The sequence below is a fragment of the Streptosporangium fragile genome (assembly GCF_039534445.1).
Taxonomy (GTDB): domain Bacteria; phylum Actinomycetota; class Actinomycetes; order Streptosporangiales; family Streptosporangiaceae; genus Streptosporangium; species Streptosporangium fragile.
On the sequence record NZ_BAAAVI010000033.1, the window covers coordinates 12316 to 30407 of the forward strand.

At 74.9% G+C, this 18092-nt stretch carries 15 protein-coding genes; 12 read left to right on the forward strand and 3 right to left on the reverse strand.

What is annotated here, in order from left to right:
• From ABD841_RS22110 to ABD841_RS22140, 7 genes are read left to right on the forward strand one after another with little or no spacing between them, the layout of a single operon-like run.
• Positions 1–828 (forward strand): GvpL/GvpF family gas vesicle protein, encoded by an 828-nt coding sequence (locus tag ABD841_RS22110; protein ID WP_344974869.1) that lies wholly within the window; start codon positions 1–3, stop codon positions 826–828.
• On the forward strand, positions 825–1046 hold the full coding sequence (locus tag ABD841_RS22115) for a gas vesicle protein GvpG (protein WP_344974872.1): 222 nt from the start codon (positions 825–827) through the stop codon (positions 1044–1046). Before ABD841_RS22110 ends, ABD841_RS22115 begins: the two co-directional genes overlap by 4 nt.
• Positions 1047–1100: 54 nt before the next feature.
• Positions 1101–1541 (forward strand): gas vesicle protein GvpO, encoded by a 441-nt coding sequence (gene gvpO / locus ABD841_RS22120; RefSeq protein ID WP_344974875.1) that lies wholly within the window; start codon positions 1101–1103, stop codon positions 1539–1541.
• Between the two features lies 1 nt (position 1542).
• Complete coding sequence (locus ABD841_RS22125) at positions 1543–2055, forward strand: gas vesicle protein (RefSeq protein WP_425582023.1); 513 nt, start codon at positions 1543–1545, stop codon at positions 2053–2055.
• A complete protein-coding gene (locus tag ABD841_RS22130; protein ID WP_344974881.1) occupies positions 2048–2839 on the forward strand; it encodes a GvpL/GvpF family gas vesicle protein in 792 nt (263 codons plus the stop codon). Before ABD841_RS22125 ends, ABD841_RS22130 begins: the two co-directional genes overlap by 8 nt.
• Positions 2836–3144, forward strand: a complete 309-nt coding sequence (locus ABD841_RS22135) for a gas vesicle protein (RefSeq protein ID WP_344974884.1) — start codon at positions 2836–2838, stop codon at positions 3142–3144. Before ABD841_RS22130 ends, ABD841_RS22135 begins: the two co-directional genes overlap by 4 nt.
• On the forward strand, positions 3141–3683 hold the full coding sequence (locus ABD841_RS22140; protein ID WP_344974887.1) for a gas vesicle protein K: 543 nt from the start codon (positions 3141–3143) through the stop codon (positions 3681–3683). Before ABD841_RS22135 ends, ABD841_RS22140 begins: the two co-directional genes overlap by 4 nt.
• A 56-nt stretch (positions 3684–3739) precedes the next feature.
• Here ABD841_RS22140 and ABD841_RS22145 read toward each other — a convergent pair whose 3' ends face one another.
• Complete coding sequence (locus ABD841_RS22145) at positions 3740–6403, reverse strand: glycoside hydrolase family 3 N-terminal domain-containing protein (protein ID WP_344974890.1); 2664 nt, start codon at positions 6401–6403, stop codon at positions 3740–3742.
• A gap of 483 nt (positions 6404–6886) precedes the next feature.
• On the opposite strand from ABD841_RS22145, the gene pyrF reads away from it, so the two are divergent.
• The 3 genes from pyrF to ABD841_RS22160 all read left to right on the forward strand — a co-directional run bounded on the left by pyrF (position 6887) and on the right by ABD841_RS22160 (position 9656).
• Positions 6887–7723 (forward strand): orotidine-5'-phosphate decarboxylase, encoded by an 837-nt coding sequence (gene pyrF / locus ABD841_RS22150; RefSeq protein ID WP_344974893.1) that lies wholly within the window; start codon positions 6887–6889, stop codon positions 7721–7723.
• Positions 7717–8799, forward strand: coding sequence for a hypothetical protein (locus ABD841_RS22155; RefSeq protein WP_344974896.1), 1083 nt, complete (start codon positions 7717–7719; stop codon positions 8797–8799). The genes pyrF and ABD841_RS22155 overlap by 7 nt, the downstream gene beginning before the upstream one ends.
• Before the next feature lie 161 nt (positions 8800–8960).
• A complete protein-coding gene (locus ABD841_RS22160) occupies positions 8961–9656 on the forward strand; it encodes a thioesterase II family protein (protein WP_344974899.1) in 696 nt (231 codons plus the stop codon).
• Between the two features lie 55 nt (positions 9657–9711).
• Here the strand turns inward: ABD841_RS22160 and ABD841_RS22165 are convergent, their stop codons facing one another.
• Together ABD841_RS22165 and ABD841_RS22170 are read right to left on the reverse strand one after the other, a co-directional pair.
• Positions 9712–10866: a winged helix DNA-binding domain-containing protein gene (locus ABD841_RS22165; protein WP_344974902.1), complete on the reverse strand. Its 1155-nt coding sequence runs from the start codon at positions 10864–10866 to the stop codon at positions 9712–9714.
• 11 nt (positions 10867–10877) lie between these two features.
• On the reverse strand, positions 10878–12080 hold the full coding sequence (locus ABD841_RS22170) for a cytochrome P450 (protein WP_344974905.1): 1203 nt from the start codon (positions 12078–12080) through the stop codon (positions 10878–10880).
• Between the two features lie 229 nt (positions 12081–12309).
• On the opposite strand from ABD841_RS22170, the gene ABD841_RS22175 reads away from it, so the two are divergent.
• Entirely contained in the window at positions 12310–14844 is a 2535-nt protein-coding gene (locus ABD841_RS22175; protein WP_344974907.1) for a S9 family peptidase, read from the forward strand.
• On the forward strand, positions 14841–18041 hold the full coding sequence (locus ABD841_RS22180; protein ID WP_344974909.1) for a non-ribosomal peptide synthetase: 3201 nt from the start codon (positions 14841–14843) through the stop codon (positions 18039–18041). Before ABD841_RS22175 ends, ABD841_RS22180 begins: the two co-directional genes overlap by 4 nt.
• Positions 18042–18092 lie beyond the last annotated feature (51 nt).

The following is an 18092-nucleotide window of genomic DNA, read 5'->3' on the forward strand; positions in this document are numbered from 1 at the left end:
ATGTCCGGCCCAAGTGGAAGGTCCAGGACGGCCGAGCCCGAGCGGGCCCGCGCCGCCGGGAGTCGCGGCAGCGGTTGCTACATCTACGGGATCGTGCCGGCCGACGTCGAGCTGACCTCCGACACGCGGGGGGTGGGCGACCCGCCCGGCCGGGTCGAGCTGGTGCGGCACGGCGAGATCGCCGCGCTGGTGAGCGACGTGCCCGTCGACCGTCCCCTCGGCAGGCCGGACGACCTGATGGCCCACGAGCGGCTGCTGGACGAGGCCGCCGGGGAGGTCCCCGTGCTCCCACTCCGTTTCGGGGCGGTTGTCACGGACACGCGGGCGGTCGTCGACGAGTTGCTCGCCCCATACCACGACGACTTCCTCGCCGCCCTGAACGAGCTGGAGGGGCGGGCGCAGTACGTCGTGAAGGGCCGCTACGTCGAGCAGGCCGTCCTGCGGGAGACGCTCGAGGAGGAGCCGGAGATCGCGCAACTGCGCGAGGAGATCCGGGGCCGCTCGGAGGAGGAGACCTGGGACGCCAGGATCCGGATCGGTGAGCTGATCAGCGAGGTGATCGCGGCGAAGCGGGAGGCCGACACCGAGGCGCTGACCGAAGCCCTCGCACCGCTCTGCGCCGCCGTCGCCGTCCGCGAGCCCACCCACGAGTACGACGCCCTCCATCTGGCCCTGCTGGTGGAGACCCGCCGGGAGGGTGAGATCGAGCAGGTCCTGGAGGCGTTCGACAAGCACTGGACGGGCCGGGTCGAGCTGCGCCTGCTCGGCCCGATGGCGCCGTACGACTTCGTCGCGGCGCGAGAACAACAAGGTGGTGATGAGCCATGAGCCTGCTGGGTGCCGTTTTCGGCCTGCCGCTCGCCCCGGTGCGCGGGCTGATCCGGCTCGCGGAACTCATCCAGGAGCAGGCCGAGCTCGAACTCCGGCACCCCGCGGCGGTGCGGCGGCGCCTGGAGGAGGTGGCCGAGGCGAGAGCCGCCGGCCTGATCTCCGCGGAGGAGGAGGCCGAGGAGACGGAACGGATCCTCGCGGAGATGATCGGCTAGCCGGGCCCCGCGGCGCGGTCGCGCCGCGGGGCGGACGACGAGGGGAGTGATCTCGTGCCTGTCAGGCGCAGAACTCGCGACGAGAGTGCCGCCGAGGACGCCTACGAGCCCTCCGATGAGGAAGCCCTCGACGAGGAGGACGAGTTCGAGGAGAACGAGTTCGAGGAGGACGAGGAGGAACCGGAGGAGGAACCGGAGGAGGCGCCGCGGAGGGCGGGCCGCCGGTCCCGCCGCCTGTCCGCGGCGACCGCCGGGATGGCCGGGCTGCGCCACATCGCCGCCCTCACCGGCAGGCACACCGAGGGCGTGACCCTGGTCCAGCGGGCCGAGGACGGCTGGCTGGTCGAGGTCGAGGTCGTGGAGGACCGCCACATCCCGTCGACGGGCGACATGCTCGCGCTCTACCAGGTCGAGATGGACCCGGAGGGGGATCTGCTGTCGTACCGCAGGACGAGGCGCTACCGGCGCGGCCGGGCCGACGGCGGGGCGGGCTGAGATGGCCGACGTGGCACGGACCGGTGGCGTGTTCCCCCGGGCGTACGGCGGAGGCGCGGCCGGTGGACGCGGGGAACCCGCCAACCTCGCCGACATCCTGGAGCGGGTGCTCGACAGGGGCGTGGTGATCGTGGGCGACATCCGCGTGAACCTGCTGGACGTCGAACTGCTCACCATCAAGCTGCGCCTGCTCATCGCCTCGGTGGACACGGCGCGGGAGCTGGGCATCGACTGGTGGGAGCACGATCCGTGGCTCACCGGGAAGAGCCGCGACCTCGTCGAGGAGAACCGCAGACTCCGCCGCAGGCTGGCCGCCGCCGAGGAGGGGCGCCTGACCGGCGCGGAGGAAAGGCGCCTGACCCGCGCGGAGGAGGGACGCGCGATCGGCGCGGAGGAGAGACCACCGGCCCGTACGGAGGAGGAACGACCGGAGCGCCGTTCACCGCGCGGCGCGGACGAGCGCGGCGTGCGGCGGCCGGCCCGGGAGCCCGGAGAGGAGCGGCGCGGTGGCTGAGGTGGGGACGTACCTCTACGCGATCACTCTGGGCGCGGGCGGCGCTCCCCCCGCCGACGTCCCGGGGGTCGCCGGGGCGCCCGTGCGGACGGTCACGCACGACGACCTCGTCGCGTACGTGAGCCCCGTGCCGCTGGACCGGTTCGGCGAGGAACCGCTCCGGCGCTCGCTGGAGGACCTGGACTGGGTCGGGGAGACGGCCCGCGCGCACCATCGCGTCGTGGAGGCCGTGGCCGGTCGGGCTCCCACCGCCCCGGTCCGGCTCGTGACCATCTACAGCAGCGAGGACCAGGTCCGCGACCTGCTGCACCGCAGGCGTGACGACTTCGCCGCCGTGCTCGCCCGCGTCGCCGGGCGCAGGGAGTGGGGGGTGAAGGTGTACGCGAACCCGGTCACGGCCGGCTCCCCGGCGGAGGGGGAGGGTCTCGCGGAGGCGGAAAAGCCCGGCACGGCCTACCTGAGACGCCGCCGGGAGAGCCTGCGCAGCCGGGACGAGGCGTGGCGCGCGGCCGCCGCGCACGCCGAGCGCGTCCACGCCGAGCTGGCGGCCGTCGCCGTCGCGAGCCGCAGGCACCGGCCGCAGGACCCGCAGCTGTCCGGCCGCGACGACTGGATGGTGCTCAACGGCGCCTACCTCGTCGAGGAGGAGCGCGGCGAGGAGTTCACCGCCGCCGTCGACGCCCTGCGGGGGCAGGGCGTGGAGGTGGAGCTGACCGGCCCCTGGGCGCCGTACTCCTTCACCGCGATGGATCTCGGCACGGCGGACGAGGAGGACGCGCGATGAGCCCCGACCGGACGCGCGGGACCGAGCTGGCCGCCCAGGGACGCATCCCGCCCGAGCGCGTGGCGCTGGTGGACCTGCTCGACCGGCTGCTGGCCGGCGGCGTGGTGGTGACCGGTGACCTGGTGCTGTCCATCGCCGACATCGACCTCGTGCGCATCTCCCTGCGCGCCCTGATCACGTCCGTGGAGGCGCCCGACGCCCGGAGGCCCGTACGGGGACCCGACCTGCCGGAGACCGTGTGGGCGGCCGGCACCTCCGAGGCCGTATGGGCGCCCGCCCCGCGAGACCACGGGTACCCGCCGTGAACGGCTACGGACATGATGGGTACCCGGGACGCCCGGACCTCAGGGACACCGGGTACGACGGGACCGCGGGGTACCCGGGCCTCGCGGACAGCGGTCGCGGTCCCGGGCGAGCCGGGCGGGAGACTCGCGGCAGCCGGGCGGCGGCCCGGCCCGTCCGGTGGCGGGCCGGCGCCCCCGGAACCGCAGGTGCCAACCGGTGGCGTCCCGACGCCCGGGAGGCCGGGCGAACCGGCCGGCGGGCCGGCGTCCGGGGAGCCGCCCGGCCCGGCTGGCGCGTCGACACCGATCCGGAGACGGTCGAGCGCGACCTGACCCGTCTCGTGCTCACCCTTGTCGAACTCGTCCGCCAGCTGGTGGAGCGCCAGTGCGTCCGCCGGATGGAACAGGGCGACCTGTCCGACGAGCAGATCGAGGTGCTGGGCCTGACGCTCATGCGCCTTGAGGAGGCCATGACGGAGCTGTGCGAGCGTTTCGGGCTCTCGCCGGCCGACCTCAACCTCGATCTCGGACCGCTCGGGACCCTGCTCCCCACGGACTGACCGCCCCCACCGGCCGGTCCGGCAGGCCGCGGCCCGCGACCCGCCGGAGCGTCGGATCAGGTCAGGTCGGAGCAGTTCCTCGCGTCGGGGTCGGTGGCCGCCTTCGGGACCCAGCGGACGTTGGCGAACGAGGCGGAGAAGGCTCCGTCGGTGTACACGAGGAACGGGGTGTTGACCGTCTCCAGGTCGAGCCCGGTCGCGGCGAAGCAGGCGATGGGGATCTTCACGGTCGTCTTCGTCCCGGCGGGCAGCCCTTGGAAGAGGGAGGTCGCCACCACCTCCCCGAGGCAGGGGTAGACGCAGTGGGCACTGATCACGGTCCTGGCCGCCGGGGCCTGGTGGACGATGGTGTCGAAGACCAGCGCGCCGTCGGCGTTGAGGTAGCCGCGCAGGTCGGAGCCCCCGGCCGGGTCCTGCATGTAGATCTGGGCCGGGCCGGTGCCGTGCCAGGTCGCCTTGAGGCCGTCCTGCTGCACGTTGACGTCGGTGGGCACCACGCCGATCGCGGAGTGCGCCGCCGCACCGTCGGCCCCGATCTCGGTGCCGCCCCAGTTGTCCGCCGAACCGATGAAGCTCCTGTACGGCGCGATGTCGGTCCGGTTGAAGATCTCCAGGTCCTCGCTCGCCTCGCCGCCGCCGCCCTGCTGACCGCACCCGAACGGGGGCGCGGTCTCGTCCAGCGTGCCGACGGACCCGGCCTGCCCGGAGCGCAGGCCGTAGCCGAGCGGAAAGAGCGGGTCGTAGCCCTCGGCACCCGGGTTGAGCGGCGTCTGGCAGGCGGTCTTCGGCCAGGAGAACGGCAGCTTCCCGGTGAAGCCGTCGCGGTGCCGGCCCCGGACGAGCACGTCGGCGACGCCGCCGCCCTCGGTGCCCGGCAGCCACGCGACCACGAAGGCGTCGGACCGGTTGAGCTCCTTGTTGACCCAGAGCGGGCGGCCGGTGACGTAGACGGTCACCACCGGGGCGCCCTTGCCGCTGACCTTGTCGAGCACGGCCAGGTCACCGGGGTAGATCTTGGCCGCCTCCAGCGAGCGCCGCGCCAGGTCGCCCACGCCCTCCGCGTACGGCGTCTCGCCGATCACGGCGATCACCGCGTCGTACGCCGACGGGTCGACGCCGTCGCCGGTCTCGCTGAAGGCGACGTCGGCCTCGCCGAGCGCCTCGCGCAGGCCGCCCAGGATCGTCGTGCCATTGGGGAAGTCGGCGTTGGTGTTGCCCGTGCCCTGCCAGGTCAGGGACCAGCCGCCGGTCTGGTTCTGCAGGCTGTCGGCGCTCTTGCCGACCACGAGCACCTTGGCGGTGGCGGGCAGCGGCAGCACCCTGCCGTTGTTCTTCAGCAGCACCTGCGACCTGCGGACGGCCTCCCGGGCGAGTCTCTTCGCCTGCAGGGCGTCGGCCGACCCGGCGAAGGCCCGCTTGGAGGGCTTGGGCCCGTCGAGCACGCCGGCGCGCAGCTTCACGCGCAGGATGCGCGTCACCGCGTCGTCGATCCGCGTCATCGGGATCTCGCCGCTCTCGACCTGGGCGATCGTGTTGGTGATGAACGCCTTCCAGTCGTTGGGCACCATCACCACGTCGATGCCCGCGTTGATCGCCTGCGGGCAGCTCGCGTTGGTGCACCCGGGGACCTGGCCGATGCCGTTCCAGTCGGAGACGACGACGCCGTCGAAGCCGATCTTCTGCTTGAGGATGCCGGTGATGGCGCGTTTGCTGCCGTGCAGCTTGCCCTCGTCGATACCGAGTTCGGTGTTGGTCCAGCTGTTGAAGGAGACCATCACGCTCTGCGCGCCGGCCGCGAGCGCGCCGTAGTAGCCCTGGCCGTGCAGGTTGATCATCTCGGCCTCGGAGGAGGGGTTGACCCCCTGGTCGATGCCCTTGAGGGTGCCGCCGTCGCCGATGAAGTGCTTGGCGGTGGCGATGACACCGTCCTGCCCGATGCGGCGCGGGTGCCGGCCCTGCAGGCCCTTGACGGCCTCGTAACCGTAGGCGCGGGTGATCCGGGGATCCTCGGAGAAGCCCTCGTAGGTGCGGCCCCACCGGTCGTCGCGGGGGACGGCGAGCGTCGGGGCGAAGGCCCAGTCCTGGCCGGTGGCGCGGAGCTGCACGGCCGTCGCCGCCCCGATGTCGCGGACGAGGCAGGGGTCCTGCGCGGCGCCCAGGCCGATGTTGTGGGGGAAGATCGTCGCGCCGTGGACGTTGTTGTTGCCGTGCACGGCGTCGATGCCCCAGATGACGGGGATCTTCGTCCTGGTCGCGACGGAGGCGTCCCAGTAGGCGTCGGCCAGGTCGAGCCAGGCCCGCTGCGGGGCGTGCTTGTCCCGCCCCGGCCACGAGCCGCCGCCGTTGAGCACCGAGCCGATGAAGTACTGCCCGACCTCCGCCGGGGTGATCGCGGCGATCTCCGGCTGGGTCATCTGGCCGACCTTCTCGGCGAGCGTCATCCCGGCGACGATCCTGGCGATCCGCTTCTCCTCGACCGGGTTCCGCTTGATCCTGCTGCTGACCTTCGGCCACTCGGCGAGCGTGGGGAGGTTCTTCTCGACGCGGGCGCAACCGCGGGCGTCCAGCGCGGGCTGCCCGATCACCGGCTGCCGGTCGCCCCGCGCGGTCTCGGCGCCGGCGCCGGGGATGCCGGTGGCGCCGGTGGCCAGGACGGTGAGGCCGGCCAGTACCGCGAGTCCGCTCCGGCGGGCGCCCGATCGGGCGAAGGGTCTGGTCATGGGGGTCCGTTCTTGAGGCGCGGCGACGGTCGTGGCGGTCCCCGAGCCCGCACTGCGCAGATCCTGACGCTGTTACCCGGTCGAGTCAATAGCCGTGCGAGAGCGCTCTCTCACTTGGAGGGGTGCCCGGCAAACGGCTCGCCACCGTCAAGGCGCCGCTATCAGCGCCTTTTCCGGGGAGTACGTCGGTCACGGCTCCGTCGGCGGGAGCATGGCGGGCCGATGAATGAGAGCGCTCTCAGCATCCGGCCGGCCGCGCCGGGTCAGCACCGGATGTCACCGTGACCGACGGCGGAACGCCGACCGGCGACGGGCCGGGCACCGGCGTCCGCGTCGGCCGTGGGGACCGGGCGGCGGAAGCCCAGGTGGCGGGAAGCCCGGGTGGCGGAAGCCCGGCCGGGAGGGCCGGAGAGTGTAGCCGACGGCGCCGCCCCGGCGGGCGGGCGATCCACCGGCCGGCGCGGGGGCGTGTGCAATGGGCCCATGGCTGCCGTATCGACCGTGTCGGCGTGGACCGACCTGCTCCTGACCCGATCCGCCCTCTGCCTGGGCCTCGCCCCCTCCCCCAAGTGGCTGGGCGCGTGGGGGCTGCCCGACGACGTGGGCGGGGCCCGGCGGATGTGCGGGGCCGTGCTGGAGGCCGCGGGCGATCGGGTGTCCGTCTACCGGATCCAGGTGCCGTTCTTCGCCCGGTTCGGCGGCGCCGGCACGGCCCTGCTGCGCGACGTCGTCGACGGCGTGCACGGGCGGGGCTCGCTGGCGGTCCTGGACGCGAAGGTGTGCGACGCCGACGACACGATGGACTCCTACGCGGACCTGTACCTGGGCCCGGACAGCGTGCTGGGCGGCGACGCGGTGACGGCGACGCCGTTCATGGGTTTCGCCGCACTCGATCCCCTGCTGCGCCGGGCCCGCGAGAGCGGGACGCTCGTCATGGTGCTCGTGCGGACGTCCAATCACGCGGCCGGTGGGGTGCAGGGCGCGCGGGCGGGTACGCGTACCGTCGCCCAGCGCACCGCCGACGAGGTGCAGGAGTGGAACGAGCGGCACGGCACGGCGGCCGCCGCCGTGGTCGGGGCGGACCGCGCGGAGGCGGCCGAGCTGGTGTCCCGGATGCCGTCGGCGGTCGTGGAACTGCCGGGCCTGGGCCGGGCCGGACGCGAGACCGGCGACCTCGTCGCCGTCGCCGCCGGCGCCCCGGGACGGGCGGTGCTCCCGGTCACGACCGGGGTGCTGCGGCACGGGCCGGACGTGGCCGCGCTGCGCGCGGGCATCGCGTCCTGGCGGGCGGAGATCGGGGCGGGGGTCCCGGCGTGCTGATCGAGCTGGTGCCCGGCACTCCCGCCGGTGTCGCGGAGGAGGTGGCCGCGCGGGCCGCGGCGCACGAGGACGTCACCGCCTGGCCGGTGCGGCTGGCCGGGAGGGTGTTCGTCGTGGTGAGCGGGGACGAGTCCCTGGCCCGTGTTCCCGGCTCCCCGGCCGTGCTGGCCCGTCGTCCGACCCCCGACGGGCACTGGCTGGTACGGCGGGACAGCGGCGTGGCACCCCGCGAGGTCACGATCGGCGGCCCCCCGCGGCCCGCCCCCAGGGCGGTGACCGGCGGCCCCGGAGCCGCGCCCGACGCCCCCGGGGCGGTGACCGGTGTCGTGGTCGGCGGGCCGCGGCTGTGGTGGGCGGCGGGGCCGTGCGCGCTGGAGTCGGCCGAGGACGCGGCGGAGACCGCCCTGGCGGTCCGGGCCCGGGGAGCGCACGCCCTGCGGGCCGGACTGTTCAAGACCCGCAGCAGCCCCTACCACTTCTCCGGCAAGGGCGGGCGGGGCCTGGAGACGCTCGCGGAGGTCCGGCGGACCGCGGCCATCCCCGTGATCACCGAGGTGTGCGACCCGCGCGACGTGCCCGCGGTCGCCGAGGTGGCCGACTGCCTGCAGGTGGACGGGCGGCACCTGGACAACCGCCCGCTCCTGGCCGAGCTCGGCGCGCAGCCCCGGCCGGTGCTGCTGATGCGGGCGCCGGGGGCGAGCCTGGACGACTGGCTGCGGGCGGCGGAGTTCGTCCTGGCCCGGGGCAACCGCGACGTGGTGCTCTGCGCGGGCGCCGCGGGGACGCCACCGGAGCCCGGGTTCGGGGCGATCCCCGCGCTGCGCGAGCGCACCGACCTACCGGTGGTCTTCGATCCCAGCCACAGCACCCGCTCGGCCGCGCTGGTGGCGCCCGCCGCGCTGGCGGCCGCGGCGTACGGCGCGGACGGGCTGCTCATCGAGTCGTGCCTGAAGCCCGAACGGATGTACCGGCCGGGCGACGCGGCCCACATGTTCCCCCCCGAGTCCCTGGCGGACCTGGTCACCGCGTGCGAGCGGGTCCGGGACTCCGTTCGATCCCTGGCGGTTCCCCGATGACTGTTCCCTCGACTCCCCCGGCGTCCCCGGTGCCTTCACCGTCGCCGGTCCCCCCGGCTTCCCCGGTGTCCCCGGTCCGCCGGACGTCCCCGGCGTCCCCGGCGGCCGGCCCGGGACCGGCGAGCTGGCTGGTGCCGCTGCACCGGCCGGAGCGTCCCCGCGTGCGGCTGGTCTGCGTGCCCAACGCGGGGGGCGGCGCCGCGACCTTCCGCGGCTGGGCGGACCTGCTCCCCGGCGACGTGGAGCTGTGGGCGGTGCGTTCTCCCGGCCGGGAGACCCGCATCGCCGAGAAACCGCCGCACCGGCTGTCGATGATCGTCGACCCGGTGATCGACGGGCTGTCGCGGCTGGACCCGCTGCCGTTCGCGTTGCTCGGGCACAGCATGGGCGCGCTGGTGTCGTTCGCGGTGGCGCGGCGGCTGCGCTCGCGGGGGTTGCCGGCCCCCGCGCGGCTGCTCGTGTCGGGCTGGAACGCCCCGCAGGTCCGCGACGGCATGCCGCGGCTCGGGCGGCTCGGCGACGAGGACCTGCGGCGGGTGCTGCACCGCCTGGACGGCATCCCGCCGGAGGTGCTCGGCAACCCGGAGCTGATGGACCTCATCATGCCGGTGCTGCGGGCCGACCTGAACGTGGCGGAGTCCTACGTCTACGCGGACGAGCCACCGCTGGCCTGCCCGATCTCGGTGTTCGGCGGGACCGGCGACCCGACGACCACGGCGGGCGGGCTGGGGGCGTGGAGCGCGCAGACCGCGTCGGCGTTCCGGCTGCGGCTGCTGCCAGGCGGGCACTTCTTCATCCACACCCAACGCCGGGCGGTGCTGGACGCGGTGCGCCGGGACCTCGGCGCCTGCCGGTGAACCCGCCGACGGACCGGCCCCGGCGCCCGCCGGTGAACCCGCCCGTGGACAGACCTCAGCGCTTTCCGGTGAGCCTGCCCATGGACAGCGTGGCCCGCGCGCCGTAGAAACGGCCGACGCGTTCGGCCTCCCGTTCCAGCTCCCGGCGGCGGCCGGAGTCGAGGTCGACGAACGACTCGACCTTGATCTCGACCGTGTCGCCCTTCTGCCTGCGCTCCCACATGCCGGCCACGACACCGTCGAGGAGCATGATCTGGTGGGCGACCGCGCCCTCGAACCTGCCCCGGCCGTGCTCGAAGACGCGACCGGCGGTGTCCTTGGGGACGATGACCTCCTTGGGACCGCTGCCCAGGACGTACGCCTCGTACTGCGGCAGCAGCCGCAGACAGCGGGGGTCGGACGGCCAGCGGCTCTCGTCCTCGGCCAGCACGAACGCCTTGCGGCCCTCGACCTCGACCCGGGTGACCTCGTCGCCGAACGACTCCAGCGCCTCGCGCGCCTCGGGCGGCCGGAGCGCGAACCAGCGGGCGAGGTCCTGGTGGGTGGCGGGGCCGTACGCGCGCAGGTAGCGGCGGATGACCTCCATCGCCGACTCCTCGGGGTCGGGCTGGTCCTTGACCTCGACCTTCAGCCCCGCCCACCGGTCGGGCCTGACGTAGGTGACCTTGGCGCCCCGCGCCGGCCCGAAGCACAGCACGCCCAGGTAGGCGACGGGGCGCAGCAGCTCGCCCCAGTTCGAGGCGAGCTTGTCCTTCGCCCAGGCGCCCACGCGGCCGGAAACCTCCGCGGCCAGTTCCTCGCGGGTCAGGCAGGCGCCGTCGAGGGCGTCGCGGACCGCGTCGACGAACGCCTCGCCCTGCTTGGCGGTCAGCCCGTGGTGGGCGTGCCAGCTGTCCTTGGCGCGCCAGTAGGGTTTCCAGCGCATGGCCGCCAGCCACAGGGCCAGCTCGTCGGCGGCGTGGACGTGCAGGGTGCCGCGCAGGCTGTAGGTCTTGACCAGGCTCTTGCCGTCGTACAGGGCGGCGCGGACCTTCTCCTGCGTGGCGCCCTTCACCCGGGACCCGACGGCCAGCTCGGCCGCGGCCGCGACCTGCGACTGCACCCCGCACACGTCGCGCACGGGCTCGCGGAGGTCGCCGGAGGCGGGTGTCACGAGATGGTGGCGGGTCAGCCGCCTGGCGTGGACCTGGTCCCAGGTGAGTGCCTTCATGGTCGGTGCTCCTACCCTCGGGGGTGCAGGCGAACCCGCACGTGCTTGACGCCGTTGATCACCGGGGAGCGCAGGTAGTCGGGCGGCCCGAGCAGTTCGGCGTCCGCCACCGAGGCCGCCAGCTCGTCCAGGAAGACCTTCAGCTCCAGCTCCGCCAGGGCGGCCCCCAGGCAGAAGTGCGGCCCGGAGCCGAACGCGATGTGCCCGTTGCGGGAGCGCCCGACGTCGAACACCTCCGGTGCGTCGAACACGCGCTCGTCCCGGTTGGCGGAGGTGTGCCAGATGACGACGTCCTGGCCCGGCAGGATGGTCTTGCCGTGCAGCTCCGCCTCCCGGGTGGCGCGGCGCAGCACGTGGCGGCTGGGCGAGGTCCAGCGCAGCAGCTCGCCCACGGCGTTGGGCGTGAGGTCGGGTTCCTTGCGCAGCCGCGCCCACTGGTCGGGGTGCGCCATGAGGGCCAGCAGCCCTCCGACGGCGGCGTGCCGGGTCGTCTCGTTGCCGCCGAGCATCAGCACGTCGAAGAAGAGCAGGCACTCCTCCTCGCTGAGCACCCCCTCGCTCTGGGAGCGGGCCAGGAGGCTGACGATGTCGTCGCCGGGCGAGCGGCGGCGGCGCTCCATGAGGCCCTGGCAGTACAGCAGGAGCTGCCCGTGCGCCTGGGCGGCGTTGGCGCGCACGTCGGAGGTCATCTGGTACTCGCTGTCGTGCGAGCCGAACGCCGTGGAGGTCAGCCGGAGCATCAGGTCCCAGTCCTGGCGGGGCACGTCGAGCAGGGCCGAGATGCCCGCGACGGGCAGGGCCGCGACGACGGCGGCGAAGTCGCACTCCCCGCGCTCCAGCGCGTCGGCGAACACGTCCTTCACCACCGAGCGGAGGTAGGGCTCCAGTGCCGCGATCGCCCGGGGCGTGAAGCACTTGTTGACCAGCTTGCGCAGCTCGGTGTGGCGGGGCGGGTCCGTCGTGTTGATCATCTTGCCGGACCCCTGGTCGCCGGTGTTGCGGTGCGGGCCGAGGGTGTTGGTCTGGTTGGAGCTGAAGGTCCGGGGGTCTTTCTGGACCTTCACGCAGTCCTCGTGCCGGGTGACCGACCAGAACCCGGGCTCCCTGCCGTCGGGGTTCCAGTGCAGCGGGTCGTGGTCGCGCAGGCGGCGGAAGACCTCGTGGGATCTGTCGCCGACATACAGGTCGGCGTCCGCCAGGTCGACGTCGGTCATCGAACACCTCCAGCGTGGAGACCCCGGGCTTCAGCCGTGGGGAGGAAGTCAATTACACGTCCGATTCCTCGGAGAATTTCCCGGCGGACATCCCGCCGGCGGGACGGCACGACCAATGCGGGGCACGACGCGAACCCGCCGCGGGACGCGAAGCGCGATTATAGGCCGCCCGCCGGATACCCTCCCGGGCGTTCTCCCGCGTTTCCGGCCGCCTGGTTATCGTCCCCCCATGGTGTTACGTGTCAAGCTCGCTCTGTCATTGTTCACCGCCGCAGCCCTGGTCGGAGGCGCGGCGCCGACGGTGGAGCGGTCCACGGCGGCGCGGGCGGCGGGCCTTTTCTCGATGCGCGACTTCCTGACCACGAAGAAACTCGGCCAGGTCGTCCCCTCCCCCGACGGTAAATCGGTCGCGGCCGTCGTGAAACGCGGTCCCGGCGAATCGAGCAGGTACGGCGCATCATTTGTCGACGGAAACGAACGCGCCGATATATGGGTGGTCGACGGCGACGGCCCGGCACGCGACGTGACGGGCGGCGCCAAGGACGGCACCGGGCACTACAACCCGGTGTGGTCGCCCGACGGGCGCATGCTGGCCTTCGCCTCCACCCGGGGCGGCGACGACGTCTTCCTGCACGTGTGGGAGCGGGAGACCGGGAAGATCCGCAAGCTGACCCCGCGGGGCGTGCAGACGATGACGAACGCGTCGGGCTACCTGATCCAGTGGCTGGACGAGCGGCGGGTGATCGCCCCGATGGTGGGCCCCGGCCGCTGGACGCTGGAGTACGGGCAGTGGCTGGAGGCCCAGCGCTTCGCCCCGAAGGAGTGGGCCAAGGTCGAGCGCGGCAAGGAGGACACCGCCGCCGTCTTCGACAGCTCCCGCGACGACGGACCGGACGCGCCGGACGAGGAGATCGTCGTCGTCGACGCCGTCACCGGGAAGATCACCTCCGCGGGGCCCGCGCGCACCTACACCGCCGGCAACCTGGTGGCCGACCCCACCGGCAGGTACATCGCCCGCGTGGACGACCTCGGCCCCGCCCCTCCACGGGCCGGCCAGGTCAAACGCGTCCTGGAGCGGCGCACGCAGCTGGCGCTCGCCTCCGCCTCCGGCGGGCAGCCGCGCGTGGTCGGCGACGTGCCCGGCCCGTCGGTGACCGTGCAGCCCCGCTGGGCGTCCGACGGCTCCCGGCTGCTCGTCGTCGGCAGGGCCGCACCCGGCGCGCCCGACCCGGTCACCGCCTACCTCGTCCCCGCCGCGGGCGGGCGGGCCACGCCGCTGGCCGCCGACCGCCTGGTGGCCACGGGCCTGCTGTGGGGGGCCGGTACCCCGCTGGTGCGCGGCGCCCGGGTCAAGGACGCCGCCGGCCCGCAGGCCCGTCAGGACTGGTGGGCGTTCGACCCGGCCGACCCGGCCACCGCGCCGCGCGACCTGACCTCGCGGTTCACGGCCCCGCCGCCGGAGCTGGTGCCGGTGCCCGGCGGCGTGCTGGGCGTGGCCGACGGGCACGCCTGGCTCATCGACCCGCGCACCGGACAGGCGCGCGACCTGGGCGCCGCCGGCGCCGCCCCGCTGGCGGAGCTGGCCTGGCCGCTGGACGACGCGGTCAGGCGCAACGGCGTGCGCCCCACCGACCGGGGCGGGGCCGAGGTGGCCAACCCCCGGCTCGACCGCGACTTCCCCGTGGTGCTCGTCCGCGACGCCGAGGGCGGCCTGTACGAGCTGGCGCCCGGCGCCTCACCGGCGCTGACCCCGCTGCCCGCGCCGCACCCGGACGCCGGCGTCGCCGGGTACTCCCCCGCGAGCCGCACCGCGGTCTTCGGCGCGGGCGGCGACCGGGGCACCGCGCTGTGGACCACGCGCGGCGGGCGGCACACCCAGCGGCTCTCGCTCAACGGCCACCTCGCCCGGGTGCTTCCCCCGCAGCGCAGGCTCATCACCTACCGGGGCGCGGACGGGAAGAAGCTGACCGGCGCGCTCCTGCTGCCGCCGGGTCACCGCGACGGGCAGCGTCACCCGCTCGTGGTCAACGTGTACGGCACGCGGATCGTCACCGCGGTCGGGGACGTGCCGGAGTTCCAGGTGAACAACCCCAGCTACCTGACCCTGCAGTTCCTCGCCGCCGGCGGTTACGCCGTGCTCGTCCCGTCGATCCCCCGCCCCGGGGGCGCGGCGGCGGCCGAGCCGATGACGTGGCCCACCAAGCCGATCATGAACGCGGTGGACGCCGCGGTCGACGCGGGAGTGGCCGACCCGCGGCGGCTGGCGGTGCTGGGGCACTCCTTCGGCGCCTACAACGTGCACAGCCTCATCGCGAAGACCGACCGGTTCAAGGCGGCGATCGCGATCTCCGGTTTCTCGGACGTGATCAGCACCTACGGGGTGTTCGACGCCCGCTTCCGCTACACGCCGCGGGCCCAGGAGTGGTTCGCGCCGGCCTACGTCGAGGACCCGGCGTTCGAGTTCGGACTGGGCGAACCGCCGTGGGAGGACCCGCAGCGGTACGTGCGCAACAGCCCGCTCCTGCACGCCGGGAAGATCAGGACGCCGCTGCTCATGCTGCACGGCGAGCGTGACTACCTCACCCACACCGGGTCGGAGGAGATGTACACCGCGCTGGCCCGGCAGGGCAAACCGGTCCGGCTGGTCAGCTACTGGGGCGAGGCGCACATGCCGTACTCCATGGTCTCCCCCGCGAACTTCCAGAGCATGGTCGCGCAGGAGCTGGACTGGCTCCGGCTGAACCTGCCGGGAGGCACCCCGTGAAGCTCTTCTCCCCCGTCCAGGAACGGGCCTGGCTGGAACACCGGCTCCGCGGCGACACCGTCCCCGATGGGATCTCCCTGCGGCTGCGGCTGGCCGGACCACTCGACGAGCGGGCGCTGGGCCTGGCGCTCGGTGACCTGACCGTCCGGCACGAGGTGCTGCGCTGGTGCCTGCCCACCCGCGGCGACGGCCCGCACCCGGTGGTCTCGGCCCCGGCCGCCCGGGCCCCGCGTCCGGTCCCGGTCGACCCGGACAAGCTCCCGGCGGCGCTGGCCGAGGTGGACACCCAGCCGTTCGACCTGGTGACGGGCCCGCTGACGCACGTCTGCCTGTTCGCGCTCGGTCCCCGCGAGCACGTGCTGGTGCTGCGCATGCACCCGTGCGTCGCCGACGAGGGCTCCGTCGCCGTCCTGGCAGCCGACCTGGCCGAGTTGTACCGCGCCCGGGCCGAGGGGGACTCCGCGCGTCTGCCCGCGCCCGGCGGGGGGAGCCGCGCGCCGGAACGCCCGCCCGGACCGCGCGGCGCGCGGGCGTTCTGGCGGGCGGCGCTGCGGGACGTGCCGCCGCTGGAGCCGGCCGTCGACCGGCCCCGCCCCGGACACGGCACGGGCGCGGGTGCGGCGTACCGCTTCCCGGTGACCGTCCCCCCGCGACTGGGTGAGCCGTCCACGGCGGTGCTGGCCGCGTTCGCCGTCCTGCTGGCGCGCTGCTCGGGCCAGGAGCGCTTCACGATCGGTCTGCGCGCCCCCGGCCGGGTCACCGGGCTGCTCGGCGGGGAGCCGGGCCGCCTCGCGGGGGCGGCGGGGCCGCTGGACGACCTGGTCCCGCTGCCCGTGGACCTCCGCGGTGGCCGCGGCCTCGCCGCGCTCCGCGCCCGCCTGGACCGCGCCCTCGCCGACGCGGCACGGTACCGGCTGCCGCTGCAGGACGTGGCCTCCGCCGTCGCCCCACCCCGTGACCCCAGCCGCGGCGCGCTGTTCGACGTGACGTACGGTGTCGCGCCCCGCGTGCTCGCGCACCAGGCGGCCGGCCTGCGCTTCGAGCCGGTCGACGGCCCGGAGACCGCCGGGCGGGTGGCCCACGGCCTGGACCTGCGCCTGGCCGCCGGGGCACCGGGCGCGGGCGGCGACGGCCGGCTCCGCGCGACGCTCACCTACGCCGCCGACGTCTTCGAGCCCGCCACGATCGAGCGGATGGCCGCCCGCCTCACCCGGCTGCTCGGCGAGCTCACCCGCTCCCCCGGGTGCCCGGTGCTCGACCTGCCGCTCGACGACCGCGCCGGCCCGATCCCGGGGCCGCCCGCCGCCGTCGACCCGGACGCGCCCGGCGCCACCCTGGCGACGCTGATCGCCGCGCAGGCCGGGCGCACCCCCGGCGCGACGGCCGTGGACGGGGACGACGGGCGGCTCACCTACCGCGAGCTGGACGGGCGTGCCCGGGAGCTGGCCGGCAGGCTCGCCGCCGAGGGGGTCGGTCCCGGCACCGTGGTCGCGGTCTGCCTGCCGCGCTCGGCCCGCCTGGTCACGGTCGTCACCGGGGTGCTGTACGCGGGCGGTGCGTTCCTGGCGCTCGACCCGACCCAACCGGCCCGCAGGCTGGAGTACCTGCTTTCCGACGCGGCGCCGGCCGTCGTGGTGAGCACCGGGGAGATCCTCGGCGGCCTGCCCGGGGCCGGGAAGCGCCGCCTCGACCTCGACCGCCTCGACCGCCTCGACCCCGGCGGTCCCGGCCTCGGCCGCCTTGACCTCGACCGCCTTGGCCTCGACGGCTCCGACCTGGACGGCTCCGGCCCTCGTTCCGGCGGGCGCGGCCCCGGTCACGGCGTCCTCACCCCGGACTTCCCCGCCCCGGGCCTCACCACCCCGGACTTCCCCGCCCCGGGCCTCACCGCACCCGAGCGGCACGGCACCGCGTGCCCGGCCGGGCCACGCGACCTGGCGTACATGATCTACACCTCAGGCTCGACCGGCCTGCCCAAGGGGGTGCTGCTGGAGCACTCCGGCGCGTGCAACCTGGTCGCGTCCCTCGCCCCGGAGCTGGGCATCGGCCCGGGGGTGCGGGTGCTGCAGTTCGCGCCGCCGACGTTCGACGCCTGGGTGTGGGAGGTGTTCACCACGCTGACCTCGGGCGGCACCCTGTGCGTGCCGCGGGCCGGGGAGATCCTCGTCGGCCGGGCGCTGAGCAGGTGCCTGGCGGAGCGCCGGGTGAACGTCGTGCTGCTGCCCCCGTCGGTGATAGCGACGCTGCCCGGCGACGACTCCCTGCCCGAGCTGCGGGTGCTGGTGACCGGCGGCGAGGCGTGCGCACCCGAACTGGTCGAGCGCTGGGGCCGGGACCGGCGCATGGTCAACGCCTACGGGCCGACCGAGGCGACCGTCATCGCGACCCTGGCCGCGTGCGCGCCCGGCGAGGGCGTCCCGCCGATCGGGCTGCCGATGGCGGGGGCGCACGCGCTCGTGCTGGACGGCGCCGGTCGGCCCGTCCCCCGGGGGATCCCGGGCGAGCTGCACGTCGGCGGCGCGGGAGTGGCCCGCGGCTACCACCGGCGTCCCGCGCTGACCGCCGAGCGGTTCGTGCCCGCGGCGGGCGGCGGGCGGCTCTACCGGACCGGCGACCTGGTGCGGCAGCGCCCCGACGGCCGCCTGGACTTCATCGGCCGGGTGGATCACCAGGTCAAGCACCGCGGTTACCGGATCGAGCTCGGCGAGATCGAGCAGACGCTGCGGGCCTGCCCCGGCGTGGACGACGCCGCGGTGACGCTGGAGGACGAGCGGCTGGTGGCCTACGTGGCCGCCGCGCCGCCGGTGACGGCGCGGGACACCAGGGCGTGGGCGGCCGAGCGGCTGCCGGGCTACATGGTGCCGGGGACCGTGCACGTCCTGGACGCGCTCCCGCTGACCCCGGCCGGCAAGATCGACCGGCGCCGGCTGGCCGGTGCCGCCACCCGTGTCGGGCGGCGGGCGGCCGAGCCGCGCGACCGGCTGGAACTGGAGGTGCTGGAGGCCTTCCGGCAGGTGCTGGACGCGCCGCGGACCGGCCCGCACGACGCCTTCTTCGACGCGGGCGGCGACTCGCGGCTCGCGGTGACCCTCCTGGACCGGCTGCGCCGCGACCTCCGCAGGCCGGTGCCGGCCCGGCTGCTGTGGGAACGGCAGACCCCCGCCGAGCTGGCGTCGGCGCTGCGCGACCCCGTGTGACGGGGCCGTGCGGTACGGAGGACCGAGCCGTCCGCGCGGAAGACGCAGAAG

What these genes read in the sequence shown, in the direction of transcription:
- ABD841_RS22110 (WP_344974869.1), top strand. Translation starts at nt 1, where the DNA reads ATGTCCGGCCCAAGTGGAAGGTCCAGGACGGCCGAGCCCGAGCGGGCC.
- ABD841_RS22115 (WP_344974872.1), top strand. Translation starts at nt 825, where the DNA reads ATGAGCCTGCTGGGTGCCGTTTTCGGCCTGCCGCTCGCCCCGGTGCGC.
- ABD841_RS22125 (WP_425582023.1), top strand. Translation starts at nt 1,543, where the DNA reads ATGGCCGACGTGGCACGGACCGGTGGCGTGTTCCCCCGGGCGTACGGC.
- ABD841_RS22135 (WP_344974884.1), top strand. Translation starts at nt 2,836, where the DNA reads ATGAGCCCCGACCGGACGCGCGGGACCGAGCTGGCCGCCCAGGGACGC.
- ABD841_RS22145 (WP_344974890.1), bottom strand. Translation starts at nt 6,403, where the DNA reads ATGACCAGACCCTTCGCCCGATCGGGCGCCCGCCGGAGCGGACTCGCG.
- pyrF (WP_344974893.1), top strand. Translation starts at nt 6,887, where the DNA reads ATGGCTGCCGTATCGACCGTGTCGGCGTGGACCGACCTGCTCCTGACC.
- ABD841_RS22165 (WP_344974902.1), bottom strand. Translation starts at nt 10,866, where the DNA reads ATGAAGGCACTCACCTGGGACCAGGTCCACGCCAGGCGGCTGACCCGC.
- ABD841_RS22170 (WP_344974905.1), bottom strand. Translation starts at nt 12,080, where the DNA reads ATGACCGACGTCGACCTGGCGGACGCCGACCTGTATGTCGGCGACAGA.
- ABD841_RS22175 (WP_344974907.1), top strand. Translation starts at nt 12,310, where the DNA reads ATGGTGTTACGTGTCAAGCTCGCTCTGTCATTGTTCACCGCCGCAGCC.